General features: G+C 44.2%; 20 protein-coding genes. 9 read left to right on the top strand and 11 right to left on the bottom strand.

Going from position 1 to position 25,475, the window contains the following annotated elements:
* Window positions 1-4: 4 nt before the first annotated feature.
* From apaG to lptD, 5 genes are all read right to left on the bottom strand, one after another.
* The gene (gene apaG / locus OH456_RS16020) at window positions 5-385 is read right to left on the bottom strand and encodes a Co2+/Mg2+ efflux protein ApaG (protein ID WP_270033850.1); all 381 of its coding nucleotides are present in this window, start codon (window positions 383-385) and stop codon (window positions 5-7) included.
* 89 nt (window positions 386-474) lie between these two features.
* Window positions 475-1,281, bottom strand: a complete 807-nt coding sequence (gene rsmA / locus OH456_RS16015) for a 16S rRNA (adenine(1518)-N(6)/adenine(1519)-N(6))-dimethyltransferase RsmA (RefSeq protein WP_270033848.1) — start codon at window positions 1,279-1,281, stop codon at window positions 475-477.
* Window positions 1,278-2,264, bottom strand: coding sequence for a 4-hydroxythreonine-4-phosphate dehydrogenase PdxA (pdxA, locus tag OH456_RS16010; protein WP_270033847.1), 987 nt, complete (start codon window positions 2,262-2,264; stop codon window positions 1,278-1,280). The genes rsmA and pdxA overlap by 4 nt, the downstream gene beginning before the upstream one ends.
* Window positions 2,254-3,558 carry a peptidylprolyl isomerase SurA gene (gene surA / locus OH456_RS16005; RefSeq protein WP_270033845.1) on the bottom strand — a complete coding sequence of 435 codons (1,305 nt, stop codon included), beginning with the start codon at window positions 3,556-3,558 and terminating at the stop codon, window positions 2,254-2,256. Before surA ends, pdxA begins: the two co-directional genes overlap by 11 nt.
* Window positions 3,559-3,631: 73 nt before the next feature.
* On the bottom strand, window positions 3,632-5,950 hold the full coding sequence (gene lptD, locus OH456_RS16000; protein WP_124940634.1) for an LPS assembly protein LptD: 2,319 nt from the start codon (window positions 5,948-5,950) through the stop codon (window positions 3,632-3,634).
* 159 nt (window positions 5,951-6,109) lie between these two features.
* On the opposite strand from lptD, the gene djlA reads away from it, so the two are divergent.
* Window positions 6,110-6,958: a co-chaperone DjlA gene (gene djlA / locus OH456_RS15995; protein ID WP_038229178.1), complete on the top strand. Its 849-nt coding sequence runs from the start codon at window positions 6,110-6,112 to the stop codon at window positions 6,956-6,958.
* Window positions 6,958-7,500, top strand: a complete 543-nt coding sequence (locus OH456_RS15990) for a DUF924 family protein (protein ID WP_268665863.1) — start codon at window positions 6,958-6,960, stop codon at window positions 7,498-7,500. Before djlA ends, OH456_RS15990 begins: the two co-directional genes overlap by 1 nt.
* 40 nt (window positions 7,501-7,540) lie before the next feature.
* Here the strand turns inward: OH456_RS15990 and OH456_RS15985 are convergent, their stop codons facing one another.
* The 5 genes from OH456_RS15985 to leuA all read right to left on the bottom strand — a co-directional run bounded on the left by OH456_RS15985 (window position 7,541) and on the right by leuA (window position 13,283).
* Entirely contained in the window at window positions 7,541-8,332 is a 792-nt protein-coding gene (locus OH456_RS15985) for a DUF547 domain-containing protein (protein WP_270033842.1), read from the bottom strand.
* 117 nt (window positions 8,333-8,449) lie between these two features.
* The gene (gene leuD, locus OH456_RS15980; RefSeq protein WP_270033840.1) at window positions 8,450-9,052 is read right to left on the bottom strand and encodes a 3-isopropylmalate dehydratase small subunit; all 603 of its coding nucleotides are present in this window, start codon (window positions 9,050-9,052) and stop codon (window positions 8,450-8,452) included.
* A 13-nt stretch (window positions 9,053-9,065) separates the two neighbouring features.
* A complete protein-coding gene (leuC, locus tag OH456_RS15975; protein WP_006074848.1) occupies window positions 9,066-10,466 on the bottom strand; it encodes a 3-isopropylmalate dehydratase large subunit in 1,401 nt (466 codons plus the stop codon).
* A gap of 60 nt (window positions 10,467-10,526) precedes the next feature.
* The gene (gene leuB / locus OH456_RS15970; RefSeq protein WP_124940638.1) at window positions 10,527-11,615 is read right to left on the bottom strand and encodes a 3-isopropylmalate dehydrogenase; all 1,089 of its coding nucleotides are present in this window, start codon (window positions 11,613-11,615) and stop codon (window positions 10,527-10,529) included.
* A gap of 120 nt (window positions 11,616-11,735) precedes the next feature.
* Entirely contained in the window at window positions 11,736-13,283 is a 1,548-nt protein-coding gene (gene leuA / locus OH456_RS15965) for a 2-isopropylmalate synthase (protein ID WP_252038720.1), read from the bottom strand.
* 404 nt (window positions 13,284-13,687) lie between these two features.
* Here leuA and OH456_RS15960 point away from each other — a divergent pair, with 404 nt between their 5' ends.
* The 7 genes from OH456_RS15960 to OH456_RS15930 all read left to right on the top strand — a co-directional run bounded on the left by OH456_RS15960 (window position 13,688) and on the right by OH456_RS15930 (window position 24,007).
* Window positions 13,688-14,344 (top strand): TetR/AcrR family transcriptional regulator, encoded by a 657-nt coding sequence (locus tag OH456_RS15960; protein WP_006074851.1) that lies wholly within the window; start codon window positions 13,688-13,690, stop codon window positions 14,342-14,344.
* A gap of 15 nt (window positions 14,345-14,359) precedes the next feature.
* On the top strand, window positions 14,360-15,661 hold the full coding sequence (locus OH456_RS15955) for an efflux RND transporter periplasmic adaptor subunit (protein ID WP_270033837.1): 1,302 nt from the start codon (window positions 14,360-14,362) through the stop codon (window positions 15,659-15,661).
* A complete protein-coding gene (locus OH456_RS15950; RefSeq protein ID WP_270033835.1) occupies window positions 15,658-18,759 on the top strand; it encodes an efflux RND transporter permease subunit in 3,102 nt (1,033 codons plus the stop codon). The genes OH456_RS15955 and OH456_RS15950 overlap by 4 nt, the downstream gene beginning before the upstream one ends.
* A gap of 160 nt (window positions 18,760-18,919) precedes the next feature.
* On the top strand, window positions 18,920-19,453 hold the full coding sequence (locus OH456_RS15945; protein ID WP_038229191.1) for a phosphatase PAP2 family protein: 534 nt from the start codon (window positions 18,920-18,922) through the stop codon (window positions 19,451-19,453).
* 12 nt (window positions 19,454-19,465) lie between these two features.
* Complete coding sequence (locus OH456_RS15940; RefSeq protein ID WP_107306315.1) at window positions 19,466-20,509, top strand: MJ1255/VC2487 family glycosyltransferase; 1,044 nt, start codon at window positions 19,466-19,468, stop codon at window positions 20,507-20,509.
* 522 nt (window positions 20,510-21,031) lie between these two features.
* Complete coding sequence (leuO, locus tag OH456_RS15935; RefSeq protein ID WP_006074856.1) at window positions 21,032-21,991, top strand: transcriptional regulator LeuO; 960 nt, start codon at window positions 21,032-21,034, stop codon at window positions 21,989-21,991.
* 204 nt (window positions 21,992-22,195) lie between these two features.
* The gene (locus OH456_RS15930) at window positions 22,196-24,007 is read left to right on the top strand and encodes an AMP-dependent synthetase/ligase (RefSeq protein ID WP_270033833.1); all 1,812 of its coding nucleotides are present in this window, start codon (window positions 22,196-22,198) and stop codon (window positions 24,005-24,007) included.
* Between the two features lie 85 nt (window positions 24,008-24,092).
* Here the strand turns inward: OH456_RS15930 and OH456_RS15925 are convergent, their stop codons facing one another.
* A complete protein-coding gene (locus OH456_RS15925) occupies window positions 24,093-25,382 on the bottom strand; it encodes a peptidoglycan DD-metalloendopeptidase family protein (RefSeq protein ID WP_107306313.1) in 1,290 nt (429 codons plus the stop codon).
* Window positions 25,383-25,475 lie beyond the last annotated feature (93 nt).

The following is a 25,475-nucleotide window of genomic DNA, read 5'->3' as shown; positions in this document are numbered from 1 at the left end:
AACCTTAATTTAGAATATTGGGAATAGCTAAGCGGAATGGCTCTATTTCGGTAATGAATTCTTTGCCGTTGGCATCGATCATTATGTAATGACCTTGCATCACGCCAACAGGTGTCTCAATAGCCGTGCCACTGGTATACGTGTACTCATCACTTTTTTCGATTATTGGTTGTTGGCCGATCACACCTTCACCCTCGACACTGAGCTGTTTTCCGTTAGCATCAGTAATCAGCCAACGTCGACTCATTAATTGCACAGTTTGCTGACTTAGGTTTTTTATCGTGATGACGTAAGCAAAGACAAAGCGCTTATTGTCTGGGTCAGATTGCTCTTCAACGTATTTGGTATGTACTTGGCATTTCACGCATGGCGAAGTTGTATCCATATGACTCTCCTATGCTGTTGAAAGGGCTGCCTATTCACTATGACAAAAAAAAACGCTCATTAGCAAGCTAGTGAGCGTTTTTTAATGAATTAGTTATGATTTTCATCTAACCAGTTAGCCATGGCTACGAACTGTTGTAATGTTAGATTCTCTGGTCGCATAGAAGGGTTTACGCCCAGTTCTTCCAGCGTTTCTGCTGACAAAAGAGACTTGTAGCAATTACGAACGGTTTTACGACGCTGGTTAAAGCCATCGCGACAGACTCTATCTAGCCATTTCAAACTAGTCGCAGGATAAGGTAGTTCTTCATAAGGAACCAATCTTACTACCGCTGAATCTACTTTCGGTGGCGGAACAAATGCTGTAGGTGGTACTTCAAGTACTGGAACCACTTTGCAGTAATACTGAGCCATAACCGTCAGACGGCCGTAAGCTTTTGTGCCTGGACCGGCGGCAAGGCGGTTCACCACTTCTTTTTGTAGCATAAAGTGCATATCTTGGATGTCTTTATGGAACTCAAACAAGTGGAACATCAAAGGTGTAGAGATGTTGTACGGCAAGTTACCGAAGATACGCAGCTTGTTATTTGGATTAACAAGTTGAGTAAAGTCAAAACGCATAGCGTCACCTTCATGAATGGTGAGCTTATCTCCCAAATCTGGGTGATTGCGTAGACGCTCTGCAAGATCTCGGTCTAATTCAATAACTGTAAACTTGTCGACTTCTTTACCTACTGGTTCAGTAATCGCACCAAGGCCTGGGCCAATCTCAACTAAGTTTTGACCTGGACGTGGATTAATTGCTGATACAATTCCGTCGATAACGTAAGGATCATTTAGGAAGTTTTGACCAAAACGCTTTCTTGCTTTGTGCCCTAGGTGGACATCATTTCTCATTGTCTGCTCTCTACTAAATCTATTGCGTACGCCAGTGCTGTCTCAAAGCTGCCAAAATCTGCTTGGCCTGTGCCAGCAAGATCCAATGCAGTGCCATGATCGACCGATGTCCTTATAAAGGGTAGACCAAGAGTGATGTTTACTGAACGACCGAAGCCTTTGTATTTAAGTACAGGGAGAACTTGATCGTGATACATGCCTAAGACAGCATCCGCATCGCGTAAATATTTGTCATTAAATATCGTATCGGCGGGTAATGGGCCGATAAGTTGATAATCTTTTTCTGTGCGAAGTTTCTCTAGGGTAGGAGTGATAGTTTCTATCTCTTCCATACCTAAGCAGCCATCCTCACCTGCGTGAGGGTTGAGGCCACAGACATAGATATTGGGTTTGGTAATACCAAACTTGGTGACCAAGTCGTGATGCAATATATCAACAATGCGTGTAACACGCTCTTCGGTGATGGCAGCAGGTACTTCCGATAATGGAAGGTGAGTTGTGACAAGTGCGGTTCTTAATCCTTCCGTTGCCAGCATCATGACCACAAGTGGTGTATTTGATACTTCTGCAAAGAACTCAGTATGGCCACTAAAGCTGACTCCTGCTCGATTGATCACCCCTTTATGCACAGGGCCGGTGACAATAGCATCAAATTCACCTTTCATACAGCCTTTTGCTGCTTTTTCCAGGGTATTTAACACGTATTGTCCATTCGCTTCGTCTAACTTTCCTGCTTTGGCAGGGACTTGCAACGGCTCATGTAAAATAACCAAGCGGCCTTTGCAATGTGAATCATAAACCGTCGGATCATAATCGAGTAGGTCGATGTCAATGCCAAGCTGCTGTGCGCGCTCGGCAATTAAGTTCTTATCAGCACAGACAACCACCTGATGTGGCCAGTCTCGCTGTGAGAGAGCAACCGCGAGATCGGGGCCTATACCTGCAGGCTCTCCGGCGGTAACAACAATACGCTTAGTTGGCATTGTTATCTTCCTCATCATCGTTCACCATTTCTACGAATGCACTGGCGCGAAGTTCTTGAATCCAGGCCGAAGCTTCTTCATTGAACTTACGATTGAACAAGATGCGGTATGCGCGGTTCTGCATGGCTGAGCCTGTCTTGTCGACATCTCTACGATCTAGAACTTCGACGATGTGCCAACCGTGTACGGTTTTAAATGGTTTACTGATTTGGCCAATAGGTAAGGTTTCAACCTGATGCTTGAACTCCGGAACGTATAGTTCTGGTGTTTGGTAACCCAGTTCGCCGCCTTGGACGGCTGAGCCAGGGTCTTGGCTATATTGCTCGGCCATTTCAGCAAAGGTAGATTCACCAGATTGAACTTTAGCGATGATATTGTTGAGCTCTCTTTGAACCCCTTCATCACTTAAAATTACCGTAGGTTTGATAAGAATGTGTCGTGCGTTTACTTCAGTAACAGACACCGTCTCTAAGCCTTTAACGTCTTCAATTTTTAAGATGTGAAAACCAACACCGCTGCGGAATGGACCAATAATAGTGCCTTTAGTTTGCATCTTAATTTGGTCAGCAAAGATGGTTGGCATCTCTTCTTTACGCATCCAGCCCCAATCACCGCCTTCTAGCGCTTTCGGACCTTTTGAGTAGGTATATGCCATAGTGGCAAAATCTTCACCTGATTTTAGGCGTGCAACTAGATCCTTCGCTTGCTGCTCTTGAACGCCTTTATCTTCGCCATCATTAAAGCGCAATTGAATGTGACGAATCTTATAGGTCACAGTGGCGTCGCTTTCTTTAGCAAGCAGCTCTGCGAGGTTATCGACTTCAGCTGGTAGAATGTTGATTCGTTGTCTTACCATAGCGTTACGAGCTTCACTGGCGGCGATTTCATCACGAATTTGTTCTCGAAATGCTTCCCACGTTAGTCCTTCTTCACGTACAGCTTGGCGAAGTTGCTCAATGGTTTGATTGTTGTTTTTAGCAATATCGTTAAGCGTGCTTTCTAGTCGGTTATCATCGATACGAACACCAATGCGATCAGCTTCTTGTAATTGCAGCTTTTCTAAAATCAGTTTATCGAGGATTTGCTCTTGGATAATATCTGCAGAAGGTAGCTCTTGGTCATTCTTACGAGCGTTGGCAGTAAGAGTCTTAGTGGCAGAATCAATATCACTTTGTAGGATAACGCCATCGTTGACGATAACACGAACGCGATCAAGCTCAACGGGCTCGGCAATGGCATGTAAAGCCATAACCGACAAAAGACATGTTGAAAGGAGTTTGCTTATAAATTTCATCGATATTCCTAGTGAAAACTTCACAGACTAGGAGTCTGTGAAGTTGATAAAGTTCCTAATTTCAGTCTAACGATCAGTTATTCAGGGTAAATGGTCGGCTGTATCCTAGCGCGTTTCCTGTAGGTGATGGTGGTGGTGCAGTACTTCCACCTAAGCCAGTAATTCCGAAATTCACTCTGATATTTTGTTCGAATACTGGGTTGTTGCCAATGCCATTCTCCCATGATCTAAGTTGTTTACTCAGGTCAAACCCAAGATACCAGCAATCAGACTCATACTGAATCTGAGCTAGCCATTCCATCGACGTCTTTTCTGTTGTATCGTAAAAATATTGTCCCTTGAAAATCCAGTTTGGATTAAGACGATAGCCTCCCAATAATCCAATCTGAGAGATTCCATTTTTGGTAATAGAATCAATATTATTCAAACTAACAGTATTCTCTATATATTCTTTTGTCACATAACGGTAGTTGGCTTGAATGAAATCACCACCAACACGGTACTCAATCGCACTATTACCTAATGACACTTGAGAACTATCAATGTCGTATTGAATACCACCGCGGTAGAATACACGATCATTGTAGTTGAAGTCCGTTTCTATAGCCCAAGCAGAGTAGTTTGATGAGGTATCATCAGATGGCGAATTTGATTGCTTTGTTTCAGAGTCCAAATAGTAAATTTGACCAAACGATACTGCCAGTCGCTCTCTATTCCCCGAATCAAAAAAGCGGCTAGTTGCGCCATAACTTACTTGGTTAGCGGCGGCTATTTTATCCACACCACTGTATTTTCTCGAACGGAACAGACCATAGTAGTCAGTTTGCAATAGTGTCGTGTCATATTCGTAAATGCCACTTTGATCGACTTGTGGTACATAGAGGTACTGAGCTTGAGGCTCCAAGGTTTGAGTGTAACCACTAATGAAGGATGTATCTCGCTCTAAAACTAGGCCTGCATGTGTTCTAAATTGTGGAATATTACGAAAAACCGTTTCTTCTAAAGGCCTAACGTTGCCATTATTATCAAGGACTGGTTTACGTATGTCTTGATCGTAATAGGTAGATAAATAGCGAGCTTCTGTTGTCCATGTACCCCAAGTGGTGGCGAGAGGTAGAGTTAGCCCTGGCTCGATATGAACACGGGTGGCTTCCGGCTTATCATCATCATTTATTTTGAAATGTGAAATATGACTAACCACGTCAAAGTCTAATCCCTTATAGAAATTAGGTAGGTAATAGTTAGCTTCAAATTGTGGCGCTAGTTGGTAGGGTTGGCTATTTTCAACCAAAATTTGGAAATCTCGAACTCTAAGAGCAGTATCCCAATTGGCATTTCGATAGGTAACATCACCTTCTTGTAATAGTTGACCATCTGAGCGATTACCTAGACTCGAGTCCATGTCTGTAAAATAATCGATGTCACTGACTTGAGAGTAATCGACCTTCAGACCCCAGTTGGAGTTAAATCTAGTATTGTTCGTGAATTGACTAGCCCAGCGAGCGCCCTTATCCTCGAACTTCTTATCTTTACCTAAAACTTCAGCTTGCAGTCGACCAGTACTATTTGAAGTTAAGTATCTAAAATCACCTTTAAGTTGTAACCCACGGTTTTGCATATAATTGAAAGTAGTAAGCAAATCGTAGTTTTCAGCTAGGTTCCAGTAAACAGGTAGTGCAAACTCAAAACCATTCTTAGAACCAAGTGATGCAGATGGTCGTAACACGCCGGTTTTGCGTCTGTCACCAATAGGCATCTGCATATATGGCAAATAAAAGATAGGGACGTTCTGAACTTCAACTCTTGAATTATAAAGAGTTGCGACTTCCTCGTCTGGATCAATGTCAATACCAGAAGCTAAGAAACGCCATGAGTTGTCTCCTTCTGGGCATGAAGTAATCGAGCCATCTTCAATCTCATATAGCTTTTTACCAGTCTTGGAAACAAATACTGCATCGCCACGGCCTGGGGTACACAAAAATTGATATTGCGTGTTCTCAAGAGTAATTTCATCTTTATTGAGGTTGTTTGTGGCTTTGTCAGAGACTGCTCGGATCTCACCATCATTCATTACCACGTTACCTTCAGCGACAACGATATTTTCTTTTTGATGAAGTGTGACATTATCTGCGGTGATGGTTTTATTGCCTTGAACTACCACTACATCGCCTTTATATGTCGCGCGTTGTCCACTGATCGCTTCCAAAGAGTCCGCTTCTATATTGATTGGCTCTTGATTGGAATCGGAACTTTGTGCAGTATCAACAGAGCACTGCTCTGCTGGTGGCATAGTTTGCCCACTATTTTTCGATGTTTCTTCGGCATGTGCGTAAGACGCTAGCAGCGCAGCACCTATTGAGGCCGCTAGATATGTGCGGGAAAAACGTGACATCGAGTTGTACTATCCTGTTTAACTTGATTCATTCAGTTGAATTCGATTGATATTGAATCGTTTATAAGACGGTCTCTATCATAAAGGAAATTGACCTTAACGACACTAGTAGACTGCGAATCAGCGCAAAAATTCATAAATAAAGAGCACATAAATCACATGATAGGTAAAATTTTAGGCGTATTTTTCGGCATGTTATTTGGCGGACCGTTAGGTGCGCTGTTCGGTTTATTCATTGGGCACCAGTTCGACAAAGCGAGACGATTAAATCAAGGTGGTTTTGCACGAGGTGGATTTGGCGGTGCAGATCAAGCTAAACGACAAGAAGAATTTCTCACCTCTGCCTATGCTGTGATGGGGCATGTTGCCAAAGCGAAAGGACAAGTCACCAAAGAAGAGATTCAACTAGCGACCATTATGATGGATCGTATGAACCTTAATAGTGAGCAAAAAAGAGCAGCTCAAGAAGCGTTCCGCGAGGGGAAGTCGGCGGATTTTCCGTTAGAACGTATTCTTGATAAGGTCCGTATTTCGTCGGGCGGTCGTCATGATCTGCTTCAGTTCTTTTTGGAACTGCAAATTTCAGCAGCCTTTGCTGACGGAAGTGTTCACCCTGCTGAACGAGAAGTGTTGCACCGGATTGCACAAGGACTTGGCTTTTCAGCTCAGCAGTTAGAGCAGCGATTACGAATGCAAGAAGCGGCGTTCCGATTCCAACAAGGTGGTAATTTCGGTGGTGGTCACTATCAAGGTGGTCAACAATCAGGAAGTTGGCAGCAAGCGAGCAGTGCGTCGCAGCTTTCTGATGCGTATGATGTGCTTGGTGTGTCTGAAGATGCCGATGCGAAAACACTCAAACGAGCTTATCGTAAACTGATGAATGAGCATCATCCAGATAAACTGATGGCTAAAGGTTTGCCACCTGAAATGATGAATATGGCAAAAGAAAAATCTCAAGAGATTCAAAATGCCTATGATTTAATTAAGAAGGTGAAGGGATTTAAATAATGCAGACAGACAAGGATGTACTGGACTTTTGGTTTGGTGAATTAACGCCTGCAGATTGGTTCTCAGGCGATGAGGCACTAGATAGCCTTATAGAGCAGCGCTTTTTGTCGCTGCATAATAAAGCCGCGCTCGGTGAACTGTATACGTGGCGTCAAAGCCCACAAGGACGCCTAGCTGAAATCATAGTATTAGACCAGTTTTCTCGGAATTTATATCGCGGTAAGCCTCAGTCATTTTTGTCCGACCCAATGGCGTTGGTACTCGCCCAAGAAGCGGTAGCATTAGGCGAAGATATGAAGCTAAGTGAAGAGCAACGTAGCTTCTTATACATGCCTTATATGCATAGCGAATCTTTGGTTGTTCATGAAGAGGCTGTGCGCTTGTTTAAACAAAGCGGTCTTGAAAATAACCTGGATTTTGAATATCGCCACAAAGTGATTATCGAGCGATTTGGCCGCTACCCACATCGGAATAAGATTTTAGGGCGACAATCTAGTGAGGAAGAGCTGGAATTTCTTACCCAGCCCGGCTCTAGTTTTTGAAATGTAGTAAGGTCTAGGCAAGCAAGCCTGGACCCTAATACTATTTTTTGTTTAAAGCCCAATCGTAATCGTAGTCAATTTTACCCGCAAACCCTGTTAGCTTAGGGCTGTATTTTGCCATATGAGCAATGACACCACCTTGAGCTTTGAAGTCCTCAGCAAACCAGTCGTAAATCGACGAAAGTGTTGCCTTGTCACCTTTGATGTTTACGCCCTTATTTGAGTTGATAAAAGTGCTTGCCGCCTGTTCCAGTAACGCTTCTGTATTGCTTGATGTGAATGCTTGAGGTTGCAGGTTTGGACACCCTAAACTGGCGCAGTTAACGGCGTAATGGGTTCTTGGGTCATTCCAAATAGGACGAAGGATTCTATGCTCAATATCATTAAGCGTCAGCGTCTGACCTGTAATTGTAATGACATCATCTCCCCAAGGTCCAAAGCTAAATAAACCACCCAGCTTTGTAATCGATTTTATTGGGTAATTATCCAAAATTAGGTCAACGGTAATCGCATTGTAGAGGTTCACCCAGTAAGCGTATTGTTCCGCTTTATTCAGTGTTCTTGGGTCGATGGCTGCGAGTTCCGACAGATAACTTTTTAATTGCTGCTTATCGTTTGGAGAAACTCGAACGTAACGTACCAAGGTGTTATCACCTTCTACTACCAAATACTTATCAAGAAAGGCTTGCCAGCTTTGGTGTGACACGTTTTGAAGGTTTGCTTCATTACTTGAATTCCAGTAAGCCCAAAGCTCAGATTTCGGCGCGGAAAACGCAGTAAAACTAAACAATAAGAGAGAAGCCGTGAGTGCTTTAAGCAGTGTTTTGACCATAGCAACGATCCATTTTATGTAAGGCTAATCCATCAGACCTGTAAAGATGCCAAGTTATTTCAATTGAGTGAAAAAAATCCCAGCACTTGGCTGGGATTTATCAATTCGTTTTGACTTTTATTTTAGGAAGCTAGGAATGTTGGCTTCATAAGCTGCAATTTTGTCGTCGTGCTGCAACGTTAGACCAATGTTGTCTAGACCGTTTAATAGGCAGTGGCGACGGAATTCGTCAATCTCAAAGCTGTAAGACTTACCGTTAGCTGTTACTTTCATTGCTTCTAGGTCGACAGTTATTTCTGCACCTTCGTTTGCTTCGACGTATTGGAACAGTTCATCCACCTCTTGCTCCGTTAACCGAACTGGTACCATTTGGTTGTTGATAGAGTTGCCATAGAAGATATCAGCAAAGCTTGGAGCGATCATTACTTGGATGCCGTAATCAGCCAGTGCCCACGGAGCGTGTTCACGCGAAGAGCCACAGCCAAAGTTTTCACGAGCAAGTAAGATGCTAGCGCCTTGATAGCGAGGAGCATTCATGACAAATTCTGGATTGTCTTGCTCGCCTGCGTCGTCCAAGAAGCGCCAGTCGTGGAATAGATGTTTACCAAAACCAGTGCGAGTTACTTTCTGTAAAAATTGCTTAGGGATGATGGCGTCGGTATCGACATTCGCTGCATCTAAAGGTACGACTAAGCCGGTGTGTTGTTTAAATCCTGACATGTGGGTTTCCTTCTTAGTCTAGCTCTCTGATATCAACAAAATGACCTGCGATAGCCGCTGCGGCTGCCATTGCAGGACTCACTAGGTGTGTGCGACCGTCACGGCCTTGACGACCTTCAAAGTTACGGTTACTAGTAGAGGCACAGCGCTCCTGTGGGCCTAGGCGGTCATTGTTCATCGCCAGACACATTGAGCAGCCTGGCAAGCGCCATTCAAAGCCCGCTTCTTTAAAGATAGAGTCTAAGCCTTCCGCTTCAGCCTGAGCTTTTACCTGCTCTGAGCCAGGGACAATCAAAGCTTGCACATGATCTGCGACTTTACGACCTTTAGCAACAGCGGCTGCAGCACGCATATCTTCGATACGAGAGTTAGTACAAGAACCTACAAATACTTTGTCTACTGGGTAGTCTTTAAGTGATTTTCCCGCTTCTAGACCCATATAAGCCAGCGCTTTTTCTGCAGATGCTTTTTCTACTGGGTCAGTAAAGCTTTCCGGTGATGGAATAGGTTGGTCAACGGCAATAACTTGGCCAGGGTTAGTACCCCAAGTAACCTGAGGTTTAATATCGGCCCCGTTTAGTGTAACGACAGCGTCAAACTTAGCATCGTCATCGGTTTTAAAGGTTTTCCAGTATTCAACGGCAGCATCCCAGTCAGCGCCTTGAGGAGCGAACTTACGGCCTTTTAGATACTCAAACGTCGTCTCATCAGGAGCGATAAGACCTGCTTTCGCACCGAGTTCGATAGCCATGTTACATACCGTCATACGACCTTCCATAGAAAGGTCAGTAATCGCTTCACCACAGAACTCAACGACGTAACCCGTACCACCTGCTGCTGTAGTTTCACCGATAATGGCTAGGACGATATCTTTTGCCGTTACACCAGGAGCCACTTTACCTTTGACTTCAATCTTCATCGCTTTAGCGCGAGATTGTTTTAGTGTCTGAGTCGCTAGGACGTGCTCTACTTCTGAGGTACCAATGCCAAATGCCAATGAACCAAATGCACCGTGAGTGGCCGTATGCGAATCACCACAAACAATGGTCATCGCTGGTAGCGTAATACCAAGCTCTGGGCCCATAACATGAACAATACCTTGGTATTTATGATTGATATCGTAAAGTGTCACCCCGAATTCTTCGCAGTTCTTGGATAGCGTTTCCATCTGGATACGTGCCATTTCACCAGAGGCGTTGATGTCTTTGGTCGTTGTCGAAACGTTGTGGTCCATCGTCGCGAAAGTCTTACCTACTTGGCGCACTTGGCGACCTTTTTCGCGCAGACCATCAAATGCTTGAGGAGATGTCACTTCATGAACCAAGTGACGATCGATATATAGGATTGGGTTTTCACCCTCCGCTTCTACGGCGACGTGTGCATCGTAGACTTTTTCGTATAGTGTTTTTGACATTGCTAAATTCCTTGCTTCTTCCGCCACGTCCCTATAGGCGCAGCGAAGGCGATGTTGTAATTATGAGTTCAATACGTAACTTGCGATCTTGTCACCCATCTCAGAGGTGCTAAGTGCTGGCTTATCGCCTGCTAGATCCGCCGTTAACTCGCCTGCAGATAGTGCCTTACTAACTGCGGCTTCGATGTCTTGCGCTGCGGCCTCTTCACCTAAGCTGTAACGAAGCATTAGCGCAGCAGAAAGAATTTGTGCTACTGGGTTAGCAATGTTTTTACCAGCGATGTCTGGTGCACTGCCGCCAGCTGGCTCGTAGAGACCGAATTGACTTTCATTAAGACTTGCTGATGGCAACATGCCCATAGAACCTGTGATCATCGCACACTCATCAGAAATGATGTCACCAAAGATGTTAGAGCAAAGCATGATGTCAAACTGAGCCGGATCTTTGATTAATTGCATGGTTGCGTTATCGATGTACATGTGGTTTAGAGTGACATCTGGGTACTCTTTTGCTACTTCTTCAACGACTTCACGCCATAGGATAGAGCTTTGTAAAACATTCGCTTTATCGATGGAGTAAACGTTTTTGTTGCGAAGACGTGCGGACTCAAAGGCAATCTTGGCAATGCGTTCAATTTCAAAACGGTGGTAGACCTCAGTATCAAACGCTTTTTCTGTCGGGCCTTCACCTTCACGACCTTTTGGCTGACCAAAGTAGATGCCACCTGTTAACTCACGAACCACTACAATATCGAAGCCTTTTGCTGAAATATCAGCACGAAGAGGTGAAAAGTCTTCTAGACCAGCGTGAATTTGCGCTGGACGTAAATTACAGAATAGTTGGAAGTGTTTGCGAAGTGGTAGAAGGGCGCCACGTTCTGGCTGGTCATTGGGTGGAAGGTGCTCCCACTTGGGACCTCCAACTGAACCGAATAGGATTGCGTTTGATTCTTCACAGCCTTTCACTGTGCTCTCTGGAAGAGGGCAACCGTGATTATCGATGGCGATACCACCTACATCGTATTCTTCACGTTCTAGTGTAATGCTGTGCTTCTCTGAAATCGCATCCAACACTTTATGTGCTTGAGCCATAACTTCTGGGCCAATACCATCACCTGGTAGAACTGCAATCTTGTAAGTACCTGCCATGGGGCTAATTTCCTTAAATGTTGTATTTGCTTATATTTCTTAAGCCCCTTGAAAACTATTGTCTTGACAACAACAGCAAGGGGCTAAATTTTCCTGTGGTCTTGGGAATGAACGCTTACCTTAGACCGCTTCTACTTTTTTCTGCTTCATCTCTTCAATCTGATCAGCGCGATGAATACTATTGATAACATGAAGTAGGGCTTGACCAGAAGCTTCAACGATATCCGTTGAGACACCAGTCCCGTGATATTTGCGACCCTTGTAGTTAGCAATAATATCGGCTTGGCCCAAACCATCTTCGCCTTCACCTTTTGCAGTCAAATCAAACTTATCTAGAACAATGTCGTAACCCGTCACGCGATAGATACATTGATAAAGCGCATCAACTGGGCCGTTACCGACGGCCGCCTCGCATTTCTCTTCATCACCACATTGAATCTTGATGCTTGTCGTTGCCATGATGCTACCAGATTGAACGCTTAGATAGTTCAACTTAAAGAAGTCGTCTTCGGCACGCAAGTTCGCAAAGTGCATTAATGCTTCTAAATCGTAATCAAAGACCTGACCTTTACGATCCGCTAGCTTCAAGAAATCCTCATATAGCGTGTCTAGATTGTATTCATTCTCGTTGTAACCCATCGCATCCATATGACTCTTAACAGCAGCTCGACCAGAACGACTCGTTAGGTTCAATGCTTTGTCTTTTAGGCCAATGGATTCCGGTGTCATGATCTCGTAGGTATTTTTGTTCTTCAACATACCGTCTTGGTGAATGCCTGAAGAGTGGCTAAATGCATTCGCACCAACAATGGCTTTGTTGTCTTGAATTGGCATGTTGCATAGCTGGGAAACCAGTTTACTGGTGCGATGGATTTCTTGATGTTGCAGGCCAGTATGAACACCTAGAAGCTCTTGGCGCGTTTTAATAATCATCGCAATTTCTTCTAGAGAGCAGTTACCTGCGCGCTCACCGATACCATTGATGGTGCCTTCAATTTGGCGAGCACCTGCTTGGACTGCTGCGATAGAGTTCGCCACAGACATGCCTAAGTCATCATGGCAGTGCACCGAAATAATCGCTTTGTCGATGTTAGGAACGCGATTGAAAAGGGTTTGGATGATACCACCGAATTCGTTTGGAACCGTGTAGCCTACCGTGTCTGGAATATTGATAGTACTTGCGCCAGCGTCAATAGCGGCTTCGACCATACGGCAAAGATTGTCGATTGGTGTGCGTCCTGCATCTTCACAAGAGAACTCAACGTCGTCGGTATAGTTACGTGCATGTTTCACCGCTTTTACGCCCATCTCGACTACATCGTCATAACTACGACGCAATTTATCTTGAACGTGAACCGTTGAGGTAGAGATGAACGTGTGAATACGGAATGCTTCTGCGATTTTTAACGCTTCAGCGGCGGCATCAATATCTTTAGCCACTGCGCGCGACAATGCACAAACTCGACTGTTTTTGATGTGTTTAGCGATGGTTTGTACTGACTCAAAGTCACCTGGAGAGGAGATAGGGAAGCCAGCTTCAATAACATCAACACCTAGACGCTCGAGCGCATAAGCAATTTGCAGTTTCTCTTTAACTGTCAGACTTGCTGAAAGTGCTTGCTCGCCGTCACGCAATGTGGTGTCGAATATTATCACCTGATCTTTCATAGTTGCTTCCTCTTTGTACAGGTTAATCGTTTACGTCCAGTTCAATCGATATAAAAAAACCCGCTTGTCTAAGCGGGTTTTTTTAGAATTCTTAGTGGTGTTTTTCGTCCACAACCTACCCGCGCGATGTTTTCACGATAAGGAGGAGGTTCAGGAGTAGAGAAAAACGTAATGACACTGTTATGCATTCCACAAAATTAAGTTACAAGATTAGTACCGCACTCAAGCTCATGCGTCAAGGGTTAATCTAATTTTTCTTGGATATCGGATCAGTGAGCACTGCAGTCTCAGCGTTTTCAATAGTAAATTAATCAAATGATTAAATTGTGATGAATTATTGTTCTGCATAAAGCAAAGGTATCAGTCCTATAATTAATCTCGTGATTAATAATTAAGGTTAAATTATGCAGCCTGTGGAACAAGAAAAGAGAAAGGTAGGCCGCCCTAGAAAGCAAACTGACGCGCGACAAAAGCTGCTAGAGCATGCTCGTGAACTGTTTGTTGTCATGCCATACGATAAGGTATCGACTCGCCTGATTGCGCAACGAGCGGGTGTCAATATTGCGATGATTCGTTACTATTTTGGCAACAAAGAGGGGCTCTTCGAAACCATGGTTCGTGAGACCATCGCCCCGATGAAAAACAAAATGGATGAAGTTTTTATGAAAGGCGATCATCGTAACTTGTTTGATTTTATGCGTATTTATTATCACGAAATGAACAAAGTTCCACAGTTCCCGCGTTTAGTCGCTCAAATTATGCATATGCCTCCCTCGGCGACACAGAGACGACTGTTTGAAAAAGTGTTTGTTGATCTTGCTCGCCCAGACCATGACCTGATGTTTGGTCGACTGCAACAGGCAGGATATTTACGTGATGATATTGATCCGAAGCTTTGTAAAGTATCGTTCATATCACTCATGGTGTTTCCGTTTGTCGCGCCACCTGCCATGCTGCAACTACACGGAATCGAACTGAATGAAGCCTTTCTAGATGAGTTGCTCGAACACAACATTTCATTGCTATCACGTGCGCTGTTACGCGACCCTACTAACGACTAATCAGAATGTGACCTTATGACGTCTAAAAATAAAAAGCTGTTGTTTTTTCCTGCCTTTGCAGTTGGTGTAATTGCGCTCATTGCAGCAATAAACCTGAGACCCGATGTGCCAACGAAACCCGCTGGAGATCGTTCAAGAGTAGTGGATACCATGACTCTAGCACCGCAGATGTCAGCGCCTATCGCAATTGGCTTTGGTCGAGCTGAACCGAAAGTTGAGTGGAAGGCCATCGCGGAGGTGACAGGAGCGGTTGTTTACAAGCATCCAAATTTAGAAAAAGGCACAGTGGTAGCGGCGGGAACGGAAATTCTTCGTATTGACCCTTTAGATTACGAACTCAAACTATCACAGGCGATTGCCGACCTTAAATCAAGTGAAACTCAATTGGCTCGTTTAGACCAAGAAGAGGCGAACCTGAAACAAACACTATCTATTGAGATAAACCGCTTACAACTCGCGGAAAACGAATACCAGCGTCGTGTGGACCTCAATAAGCGTGGCTTAACGTCTCAGTCTGATGTAGATACTCAAAAACAAAATATGCTGTCGCAGAAAAAGTTGGTTCAAGATATTGAAAACCAATTGGCGTTGATGCCGGATGAAAGAGGTGTCTCCCAAGCTTTGGTGAAAGTGAACCAAGCGAAAGTAGATGAAGCGAAGCGCTCATTGGAGAAGACTCGTATTGTTTTGCCCGTTACGATGCGTGTTTCTGAAGTGGATGCAGAGTTAAACCAAGTAGTGAACTTGCAGCAAACCATGGTTACAGCACACCTAAACGATGTGATGGAAGTAGAAGCGCAGTTGTCGATTCACGATTTGCAGCTGTTGTCGAATACCCTGAATTGGGATGAGAGCCAAAGTGGTAATGTTGAATTAGATAAGCTGCAAGCCATTGTGGAATTGAGTAGCGGAAACCTTACGGCAACGTGGCCAGCTAAAGTGGCACGTGTCAGCGAAACCGTTGATGCCAACCAAGCGACAGCAGGTGTGATTCTGGAAGTTTCTCAATTACCAAGCAACAACGGCCTTGCGGGTACGCCAGTGCTGGTCAATGGGATGTTTGTAAAAGCAACTATTGAAGGACAGAAACAGCCATCTTGGCTCGTGCCTGAACGCGCTTTGCACGGCGATAAAATCTATTTGATGAACGATGAAAATCGCCTTGAAATGCGTTCGGTACAAGTCTCTTACCGTAGGGATAATCAAGTGATCATCACTGGTGACCTACAGCAAGGTGAGAAAGTGATTCTGAACGATATTTTGCCCGCTATTGAAGGAATGTTAGTCAGAGAGAGCATCGACGAGGCAAGCCAATGATTCGATTTTTCTCTAAGCACCCAACTGCTGCCAATTTGCTGATGTTGGCATTGTTGATATTGGGTATCTCGTCGTTGTCGACCATAAAACGTGAAACCTTCCCAGAGTTTGATCCGCCTTATATTATGGCAGCTATCACTTATCCCGGGGCATCGCCACAGGAAGTGGAAGAGAGTCTCTGCGTACGAATGGAAGATGCCGTCGATGGCCTATCAAATATTGAAGAAACCAAATGTGAAGCGATTGAAGGTTCTGCGCGTTTAACGCTTAAACTCAATGAGCGAGCAGACATCGGCCGTATGCTAGTGGATGTGCAAACTCAAATTAATGCTATCAACGATTTTCCTGACGAGATTGAATCTCCAGTAGTTCAAGAGCTGGATTGGAATGAGCCTGTAGTAGACGTTGCTATTACAGCGGACACCAGTTGGCCAGAGTTAAAGGCATACGCCGAGCAGCTTAAGCGCACTCTAAAGCTGGATTACGGTGTGTCACTTGTTGATGTGAGCGGTTTCTCGGATCACCAATATCGTGTGGAGTTGAACACTCAAATCATGCGCCAAATGGGGCTCAGTATCAGTGATATCGCGGTACAAATTGGTAATCAGAACATCAAGTTACCGAGTGGTAATGTTGAAACTGAAGACAAAAATTTCTTAATTCGTTTTGATGAACGACGAGTAACCCCGCAAGAGTTGGAGTCTATTGTTGTCGGTTCAAGTCCCAGCGGTGCACTTATTCGCCTGAAAGATGTAGCGACCATTACCGACCGCTTTGAGCTTGATGAGCAAAAGGTACTGTTCAACGGTAAGCCTTCTGCAGTGCTGAAGATCAGTAAAAACAAAGAAGATGATGCACTGCGTGTAAAAGAGCAGGTCACCAAATTTGTGGATGCACAGCGACTTATCGCACCAGAAGGCGTGACGTTAGAAATGACCAACGATATGTCATCGGTACTTTGGGATCGTCTGACCATGATGGTCAAAAATGGCTGGCAGGGGATCTTATTAGTCTTTGCGACGATGTGGTTATTCTTTAGTTTCCGTTATTCGTTTTGGGTTGCCGCTGGCTTACCGGTGGCATTTCTTGGTGGTCTTTTCTTGATGGCTAACCTCGGGCTGTCGATCAATATCATGTCGCTAGTTGGGCTATTAATGGCCATCGGTATCATGATGGATGATGCTATCGTTATCGCAGAGTCGATTCAATCTCACCTTGATCGAGGACAGAGTATCGATGATGCGGTCATCAATGGAGTGAAGAAAGTCCTACCCGGTGTTATCTCCTCGTTTTTGACTACCGTGTGTATTTTCGGCAGCTTGCTCTTCCTGCAAGGAGAAATGGGGGCGGTGCTGCGTGCTGTGCCACAAGTGTTGATTTTGGTGTTGTCGCTTAGTCTGGTTGAAGCATTTTTGATTTTGCCGAACCACTTGTCTCACTCGCTGCATAAACATAATAAAGATAAGCCTCCCGTAAAGTTCAAGCGCGTATTACTCGAGCGGTTTGAGCATTTTCGCAATACAACATTAGTGAATGCGGTCGACAAAGTCGTTTCCTACCGCTATGCCTTTATGGGCAGTGTTTTTGCGATGTTACTTATCTCAGTAAGCTTAATCGCTGGCGGGGTAGTGAAGTTCCATCCATTCCCTTCATTAGATGGCGATATAGCTGAAGCGAGGATCATCTTGCCACCAGGGGCCTCCTTGTCTCAAACAGAGCGTGTTGTCGATAAAATCGTTGCGTCGGCTGAAAAACTCAATAAGCAGTGGAGCGACGAAATGGAAGGTGGTGAACCACTGGTAAAACAAATTACTAGTCAGTTCAATACTAACCGTGATGCCAACGAATCAGGGCCACATATTGCTACAGTGAGACTGGATTTGCTCAGTGCTGAGCAACGAAATACCTTGATCGATGATTTTATTACGGCTTGGAGAGAAGATGTGGGAGAGCTCGCCGATCCAATCTCATTAGTCTTCAAGCAACCGACAATGGGGCCGGGTGGCCGTGCATTGGAAATTCGCATTAAGCATGATGACCTAGACATGCTAAAAGCGGCGTCCGTTGAGATACAACAATACTTGAATGAGTTTGATGGTGTCAGTGGTGTTTTGGACGATATGCGTTTAGGTAAAGAAGAAATTCTGGTCAAATTACGCCCAGGTGCCGAGAGCTTTGGTGTTAATGGTCAGCTGATTGCTAGCCAGCTTCGAGCCGCGTTTTTTGGTCAAACTGCTGATGAAATTCAGGTAGGGGTGGAGAACATTAAAATTGAGGTGAAACTCAACAAGCAAGATATTGGGGATATCCAGCAGCTGGCTAATTTCCCGATTTTCCTGGCGGACGGTTCACAAGTTCCTCTGGCTTCTGTCGCGACGTTAGACTTTCAGCGTAACTATGTGCGTATCCAACGTGTTGATGGTTTGAGAACCGTGAGCGTATTTGGTGACGTTGACGCATCTAAAGCTAGCTCGACCGATATTATCAGCCAGTTCCGCGCTGAAGAAGTCAGCAAGCTACAGCAAGAATATCCAGGATTGAGATTCGACTTCGAGGGGGAAACCAAAGACAGTGCAGAAACTGGCGCGTCAATGGCAAAAGGGTTCCTATTAGGATTATTTGGCGTATTCACCATTCTGAGTTATCAGTTCAGAAGTTACCTTGAACCTTTTGTGGTTATGTTGGCGATTCCTTTAGCCTTTATTGGTGTGGTATGGGGGCACTTGCTGTTAGGACACTCAATGAGTATGCCAAGTATTATGGGATTTGTGTCGCTAGCCGGTATTGTAGTGAATGACTCGATTCTCTTGGTGCAGTACATACGTCACCATGTGGATGAAGGCGATTCAGTGCATGACTCTGTGGTTAAAGCGAGCCGTGAACGTTTTCGTGCGGTGTTCTTAACCTCAATGACTACGGCGGCAGGTTTATTGCCTCTACTTACCGAGACCAGTTTGCAAGCTCAGGTTATTCAGCCGCTCGTTATTTCGATTGTGTTTGGTATTTTTGCTTCGACAGCCTTGGTGTTATTTATGATTCCATCGGCGTACGCCATATTGGCTGACTGGGGATTGGTCCACAAACACGAAGAAATCTAATTCGCGTAAACATAATATTCCTTACTTCCATTCTACAAGTTAGTGAGCTGAGTTCCTCAGCCACTAACTTTCATCATTTCTCCAATAAATCGTCACCTAATTGTCATTGTTGCTGACTACTTTTTGATCATGAGTTACTCGTTATCACAAGGAGTGAGTTATGAGAACCATTGAGCCAATTGCGCGAATGGATTTAGCCTTTTCATTGTTTTGCTTGCAGCATCGCTTTAATGCTCCGGTCGCTAAGATCAGCCGTTGGGTGTCCAGAACTGGAGATGGTCATCTTTACCTAATATTAGGATTGATGATTTGGTTTATGGACGATGTGGCAGGGCGTTTGTTCTTTGCTGCTGCGTTGCTGGCTTTCGCCATTGAGCTACCTATTTATTGGTTAACGAAGAACAGTTTTAAACGCCGCCGTCCTGAAGAGTTCTCTCATCTTCTTCAGGCCTTCATCACGCCTTCTGATCGTTACAGCCTGCCTTCAGGGCATACCGCAGCGGCGTTTCTAATGGCAACAATAATCGGGCACTTCTATCCAGCTTGGTATGACGCTGCTTTGATATGGGCGTTGCTGATTGGTGCGTCACGAATTCTGCTCGGGGTTCACTTTCTTACTGATGTGGTTATTGGTGCTGTCTTAGGTGTATCCGCTGCGCATGTATCGATCAGTTACGTGCTTGAGTTAGTTTAAAAGGTGATATTGATGAAGATTCTTTACGGTGTTCAGGGGACTGGAAATGGACATATTGCCAGAGCGAGAGCGATGTCTCAGGCACTGAAGTCTCATGATGTCGAGGTAGATTTTCTATTTTCCGGACGCGACAAAGACAAGTATTTTTCCATGGAGCAATTTGGTGATTACCAAACCCGACGGGGATTTAGTTTTGTGACCGAGGATGGCAAAGTTAATTACTTGAAAACAGTAATGGAAAATAGTTTAACCAGCTTTTTTAGTGAAGTGAGACAAATGGATGTCTCGGACTATGACTTAGTCATCAACGACTTTGAGCCAATCACGGCTTGGGCAGCGCGCTCTCAAAACGTACCAACCGTAAGCATCAGCCATCAAAATGCGTTTCTATTTGATGTACCACAAAAGGGGGCGAACTGGATTGATGACTCAGTTATCCAACATTTTGCACCTTCTCAGTATCAACTAGGTCTGCATTGGTATCATTTTGGCCAACCTATCTTACCGCCTATTGTTCATACCAACGGACATGATGTGACCTCGGAAGACTTCGTATTAATTTACCTGCCTTTTGAAAACACACAAACCATTATCGATGTGCTATTGCGCTTCGTAAATCAACGTTTTATCTGTTATCACCCTGAGATTATTGAGCAGCAACAAGTCGAAAACATTCTGATGAAGCCGCTGAGTCATGAGCAGTTTCAGCGCGATCTGCACCGTTGCCAAGGGGTAATCGCCAATGGTGGGTTTGAGTTGCCGTCTGAAGCACTGAGCTTAGGTAAGAAGCTATTGGTAAAACCACTTGATGGTCAGTTTGAACAACAAAGTAATGCCGCAACGCTAGAGAGCTTAGGGCTTGCTCAGTCCATGGACTTCCTTGATGCATCAGTCATTCGTGCTTGGTTAGATGAAAAGCAAGCTGAACGAGTAACCTATCCAGATGTTGCTAACGAGATTGCGGAGTGGCTAATAGCTGGAAACTGGGATTGTAGCCAGCAGCTACGTCATCGTTTATGGGAGAAAGTTGATTTTCCGAGCTACGCTTCCATTTAACGATCGTTTAGCCACCTTTATCACTTTAACGAAAAGCCGCATTGAGCGGCTTTTTTGCGATTAAAGCTCTGTAATACGTCGTTGTTGTATTTGCCATAAGCATCAATTCATTTTGAATGATAGACGTGATGTATCTATTATGCGAATACTTTGAAAGTGGTTCTATATGGTAGTTAGATATAGCTAATGCGTTGGAAATTTCGAAAGATATACTTACTAGTTATGGTTTTAGAAGTTGTAACGGACAAAAGTTATTAAAAATGTAATTTATCTTTTTTTATATATAATGTAACTTATTGTTGTTAATGGATAATGTATTTGTATCGATAAAATTTGGTGATTCTTTGTCAAACTTGTTGGTGTTGGGTTTGTTATTAGTAGATAGTTTGTTTTGTCCTCGAACTATGCAGAGGATTAATAGAACGTTGTAAGGTACGTAGTGGTAGCGAGTAAATAACTCCTGTTGCTAACCATTAATCCTTACTCACATATTCGAGATTGAAATTACACGAGGCTTACTAAATGTTAGACAAAAAAGATGCTATGAGCGCTATCGCTAGCTACCGCATGGAAAGCACATTACGCGGCGTAGATCTAAACCTATTGACTGTTTTCGACGCAGTGATGCAAGAGCAGAATATCACTCGCGCGGCACACAATTTGGGTATGTCGCAACCAGCAGTTAGTAATGCCGTTGCGCGCCTTAAAGTGATGTTCAACGATGAGCTATTTATGCGTCAGGGCCGTGGTATTCAACCAACACAACGTGCTCGTCAGCTGTTTGGTCCTGTGCGCCAAGCATTGCAGTTGATTCGCAATGAACTACCGAGTTCTATTTTTACACCAGAAACATCAACTCGCCTGTTCAAAATGGCAATTTGTTCTCCATGTGATATGCGTTTTGCTCCAAAAATCATGCACACTATTTCCGAGCAAGCGCCTCACGTTCAATTGCACTTGGACGCTGAAGCTGACCGTCAATTAGCAGATCGCATGCGTTATCAAGAAATTGATTTTGTCATTGATTACGCTCGTTATGATGCGCAAGGCTTCTCAAGCACAGAGATCTTCCAAGATGAACTGGTTGTAGTTGCTGCCAAGAATCACCCACGAATTCATGGTGTAGTGAGCACAGCTCAGTTAGCACATGAAAAGCACGCTAAGTTATCTAAAGTACACGGTGTTCGCAGCTTCTCTGAGCAAGCATATCGTGAACTGGAGTGCCAAGCATCTTATGAAGGAACCAGTCTAAGCAACGTGCTTTATGTGGTTGGTCAATCTGAGCTTGTGACTATCGCACCACGTTGGTTGGTAGAAAATGCGGTTAATAAAGAGCAGCTACAAGTACTTTCACTGCCATTAGAAAACACCAAAATCAGCGGCTACTTGAGTTGGCATGAGTCGAGTGAGAAAGATAAAGGTCACATCTGGTTGCGTGATCAGTTGATGGTCATCTGCGGCGAAGTTGTCGCGTTGTCATAGTCTATTACAACTTTCTAGAGCAAGCCCTGAACAGTATCTGTACAGGGCTTTTTTAGTTTTTACAGAAAGTTATTATCATTGAATGATTAAACCGATAACTATTATTGATAACTTTGATATAGGTCGGTTGCCTTTTTTACGAGCATAGGTACACTTGTGCGCTCAAAAAGCTTACATGTGTAAGCTAAAAGGTAAAGATAGAACATGGCTAATTTAGATTTCCATATTGTAAAGAAGATTCGTGACCGAATCGCACAAGGTGGCGACAAGATCGCCTTACGACATAAAATCAACAATGTGTGGCAAGGGATTAGCTGGAAGGAGTTTGGGGTAAACGTTGATGCGTTATCTCTGGCTCTACTTGGAAAAGGAATCCAACCTCAAGACAAAATCGGTATCATTTCCAATAACATGCCGAAGTGGACAATTGCTGACTTAGCAGCATTGCAAATTCGCGCGGTAACCGTGCCGCTATACCCTACAAATACCCCAGCTCAAACCAGCTATATCGTTCAGAACGCTGACGTTCGTATCTTATTCGTTGGAGAGCAAGCGCAGTATGATGCGGCTTTATCTATTTATGAAGAGTGCAGTCAGTTAGAGCTTATCGTCGCGATGAGTGATGACATCGTTCTGGCTGAAAATGATTTCAGTGTGAGCTGGCAAAGCTTTATGTCTGATGCCAGCATTGAACAACAGTCCACGCTATCAGAGCGACTAGAACAGGCCAATTACGATGATCTGCTAACGCTGATTTATACGTCTGGTACCACAGGTCAACCTAAAGGTGTAATGCTAGATTACGCTAACATCGCAGCACAGTTGAAAGGTCATGATGCAAGGTTAAGCCTTACTGATCGAGACGTATCATTGTGCTTCTTACCGCTATCACACGTGTTCGAGCGTGCTTGGACGTTCTATGTATTGTATCAAGGCGGCACCAACTGCTATCTACAAGATACAATGCAGGTTCGTGATGCATTGAGTGAGATTCGTCCTACAGTAATGAGTGCGGTGCCTCGTTTCTACGAAAAAATCTTCTCAGCTATTCATGAACGTGTTTCTAAAGCGCCCGTTCATCGCAAGATTATGTTTACCTGGGCGGTCAACATGGGTGCGAAAATGGCACAATGCCGTCAGGACAACGTTGAGCCTTCATTGATTCTTAAGAAGAGTCATACATTGGCAGACAAGTTGGTGTTGAGTAAGTTACGTGAGCTACTAGGTGGACGTATTAACTTTATGCCTTGTGGCGGCGCTAAACTTGATGAAACCATTGGTCGCTTTTTTCAAGCCATTGGTATCAATGTCAAGCTTGGCTACGGTATGACCGAAACAACGGCAACCGTCTCGTGCTGGGACGATACTTGTTATAACCCAGACTCTATCGGTATGCCGATGCCTGGTGCGGAAGTGAAAATTGGCGAGAACAATGAAATATTAGTTCGCGGACCAATGGTTATGCGTGGCTACTATAAATTGCCGGAAGAAACCGCGCAAACGTTTGATGCCGATGGTTTCCTAAAAACTGGTGATGCGGGTCAATTTGATGAGCGAGGTAATCTGTTTATCACTGACCGTATTAAAGAGCTAATGAAAACCTCAAATGGTAAGTATATTGCCCCACAAGCGATTGAAGGTGCGATTGGTAAAGACCATTACATCGAGCAAATTGCTGTTATTGCCGATACCCGTAAATTCGTGTCGGCGCTGATCGTGCCATGTTTTGATACGTTAGAAGAGTACGCTAAAGAGCTTAATATTAAATATCATGATCGTCTTGAGCTGATTAAGCACAATGAAGTGGTTGAGATGTTTGAGAAGCGTATAACTGAACTGCAAAAAGAGCTGGCAAAGTTTGAGCAGGTGAAAAAGTTCAAGTTGCTGCCGACGGGTTTCTCTATGGATAAAGGTGAGCTGACGCCAACGCAAAAGCTTCGCCGTAAAGTGATCAACGATCGCTACCAAGATGAAATTGAAGAGATGTATCGCGATACACCAAATAAGCCACACTAAGCTCTAGCGATTAAGCTGCAGTAGTTAAAGAAAAACCCTAGCGAATAGCTAGGGTTTTTCTATTTTGGTGTTCCGGCTCTTGAACTTAGTTGTTGGCGTATAACAATTCACTGTATCTATCTAAGGTGTTGAGTCGGTTCTCAGCATTGGCTAGGAAGGTCTGCTTAGCTTTACCTGTTAACGATTTAGATTGCGGCAGTTTTACCGTTCTCGGGTTCTTATGGACGCCATTTACTAAGAATTCATAGTGAAGATGAGGTCCGGTTACACGACCTGTCCCGCCAAGTGTACCAATAGTTTGACCTTGTTTTACTCGTTGTCCGGTTTTTACGGTTCGCTTCGTCAAGTGCAAGTACTTGGTGATATACGTATTGCTGTGTTTGATGAATACATAATTACCATTGAACTGGTTATAACTGGATTTCTGGACAATACCGTCACCAGCAGCCCAAATTGGTGTACCGACTGGCGCGGCATAATCGGTGCCTCGGTGGGCGCGAACTTTTCCGGTCACTGGGTGGCGACGAGTTGGGTTAAAGTTTGATGTTACACGGCGAAAATCGAGTGGGGAACGCAAGAACGCTTTCTTCATTGCGCGACCATTTTCGTCGTAATAGTTACCCGTCTTATCGTCTAATATTGCCTTGAAGGTATCGCCTTGGTTTTTAAAAATCGCGGCGATAATTTTGCCACGGCCGATCACTTCTCCTTCCACGACTTTTTCTTGGTATAGCAATTGAAAACTGTCACCGGAGCGAATATCTAACGCGAAGTCGATATCCCAACCGAAAATACCGGCCAACTCCATAATTTGATTAGCAGTTAATCCAGCTGAAATCCCAGCGTTCCAAAAGTTAGATGAAATTTGTGCTTGTGCGTAATTGTATTGATAGTCGACCTCTTTTTTATCCCAAGTCGAGGTAAATCCGTCATCAGTACGAGTGATCTTGAACGTTTCATAGTCGTTAATCCTACGTTTTAGCTGGATAAAGTCGCTATTCTCGTCGAATCCGAATGTTAGCTTATCTCCCGGTCTCAATTTCGAGAGCTGCTGTTTAATATCGTTATTGGTATAAATTAACTCATGCAGCAAGCGTGGTGACAGTCCTAAACGTTGAAAGAGAATGGCAGCGCTTTCTCCAGAGCGAACAGTATGCTCTTCCCAATTGAGTACAACGGTTGGTGGAATGGCATCACCAATAGGAAAGGCGCTATTGTCAATCGTTAGGGCGTAATGCTTGCCGACTTCAAGTCGGTCATTCCCATCATCCAGCTCAGTTACGTCTGGCAGGAACAAGGCAATAACGATTAGTGCCGTAAAAAAGGCGATGAGCGCACGGTGAAGCCAAGGCAGGCGCTTAAAAACAGATACCATGAGAGTTCAATTCAACATTATTTTTGAAATTTCCTAAACCAATTAGTCTAACTGGTTTCAAAAAACATCGCTATTCAAGTAAGATGTCCAACT

Source organism: Vibrio sp. La 4.2.2, from assembly GCF_027586995.1.
GTDB classification, from domain to species: Bacteria; Pseudomonadota; Gammaproteobacteria; order Enterobacterales; family Vibrionaceae; genus Vibrio; species Vibrio mediterranei.
The sequence above is the reverse complement of the archived record's forward strand: the minus strand, read 5'-3'. Positions and strand labels throughout refer to the sequence as shown.

Excerpts from the sequence above, each read along its gene's own strand:
- leuC (WP_006074848.1), bottom strand. The coding sequence starts at position 10,466 with ATGTCAAAAACACTATACGAAAAAGTCTACGATGCACACGTCGCCGTA.
- pdxA (WP_270033847.1), bottom strand. The coding sequence starts at position 2,264 with ATGCCAACTAAGCGTATTGTTGTTACCGCCGGAGAGCCTGCAGGTATA.
- OH456_RS15985 (WP_270033842.1), bottom strand. The coding sequence starts at position 8,332 with ATGGTCAAAACACTGCTTAAAGCACTCACGGCTTCTCTCTTATTGTTT.
- OH456_RS15940 (WP_107306315.1), top strand. The coding sequence starts at position 19,466 with ATGAAGATTCTTTACGGTGTTCAGGGGACTGGAAATGGACATATTGCC.
- rsmA (WP_270033848.1), bottom strand. The coding sequence starts at position 1,281 with ATGAGAAATGATGTCCACCTAGGGCACAAAGCAAGAAAGCGTTTTGGT.
- OH456_RS15960 (WP_006074851.1), top strand. The coding sequence starts at position 13,688 with ATGCAGCCTGTGGAACAAGAAAAGAGAAAGGTAGGCCGCCCTAGAAAG.
- leuB (WP_124940638.1), bottom strand. The coding sequence starts at position 11,615 with ATGGCAGGTACTTACAAGATTGCAGTTCTACCAGGTGATGGTATTGGC.
- leuA (WP_252038720.1), bottom strand. The coding sequence starts at position 13,283 with ATGAAAGATCAGGTGATAATATTCGACACCACATTGCGTGACGGCGAG.
- OH456_RS15950 (WP_270033835.1), top strand. The coding sequence starts at position 15,658 with ATGATTCGATTTTTCTCTAAGCACCCAACTGCTGCCAATTTGCTGATG.
- OH456_RS15930 (WP_270033833.1), top strand. The coding sequence starts at position 22,196 with ATGGCTAATTTAGATTTCCATATTGTAAAGAAGATTCGTGACCGAATC.
- leuD (WP_270033840.1), bottom strand. The coding sequence starts at position 9,052 with ATGTCAGGATTTAAACAACACACCGGCTTAGTCGTACCTTTAGATGCA.
- OH456_RS15945 (WP_038229191.1), top strand. The coding sequence starts at position 18,920 with ATGAGAACCATTGAGCCAATTGCGCGAATGGATTTAGCCTTTTCATTG.
- apaG (WP_270033850.1), bottom strand. The coding sequence starts at position 385 with ATGGATACAACTTCGCCATGCGTGAAATGCCAAGTACATACCAAATAC.
- leuO (WP_006074856.1), top strand. The coding sequence starts at position 21,032 with ATGTTAGACAAAAAAGATGCTATGAGCGCTATCGCTAGCTACCGCATG.
- OH456_RS15990 (WP_268665863.1), top strand. The coding sequence starts at position 6,958 with ATGCAGACAGACAAGGATGTACTGGACTTTTGGTTTGGTGAATTAACG.
- OH456_RS15955 (WP_270033837.1), top strand. The coding sequence starts at position 14,360 with ATGACGTCTAAAAATAAAAAGCTGTTGTTTTTTCCTGCCTTTGCAGTT.
- surA (WP_270033845.1), bottom strand. The coding sequence starts at position 3,558 with ATGAAATTTATAAGCAAACTCCTTTCAACATGTCTTTTGTCGGTTATG.
- OH456_RS15925 (WP_107306313.1), bottom strand. The coding sequence starts at position 25,382 with ATGGTATCTGTTTTTAAGCGCCTGCCTTGGCTTCACCGTGCGCTCATC.
- lptD (WP_124940634.1), bottom strand. The coding sequence starts at position 5,950 with ATGTCACGTTTTTCCCGCACATATCTAGCGGCCTCAATAGGTGCTGCG.
- djlA (WP_038229178.1), top strand. The coding sequence starts at position 6,110 with ATGATAGGTAAAATTTTAGGCGTATTTTTCGGCATGTTATTTGGCGGA.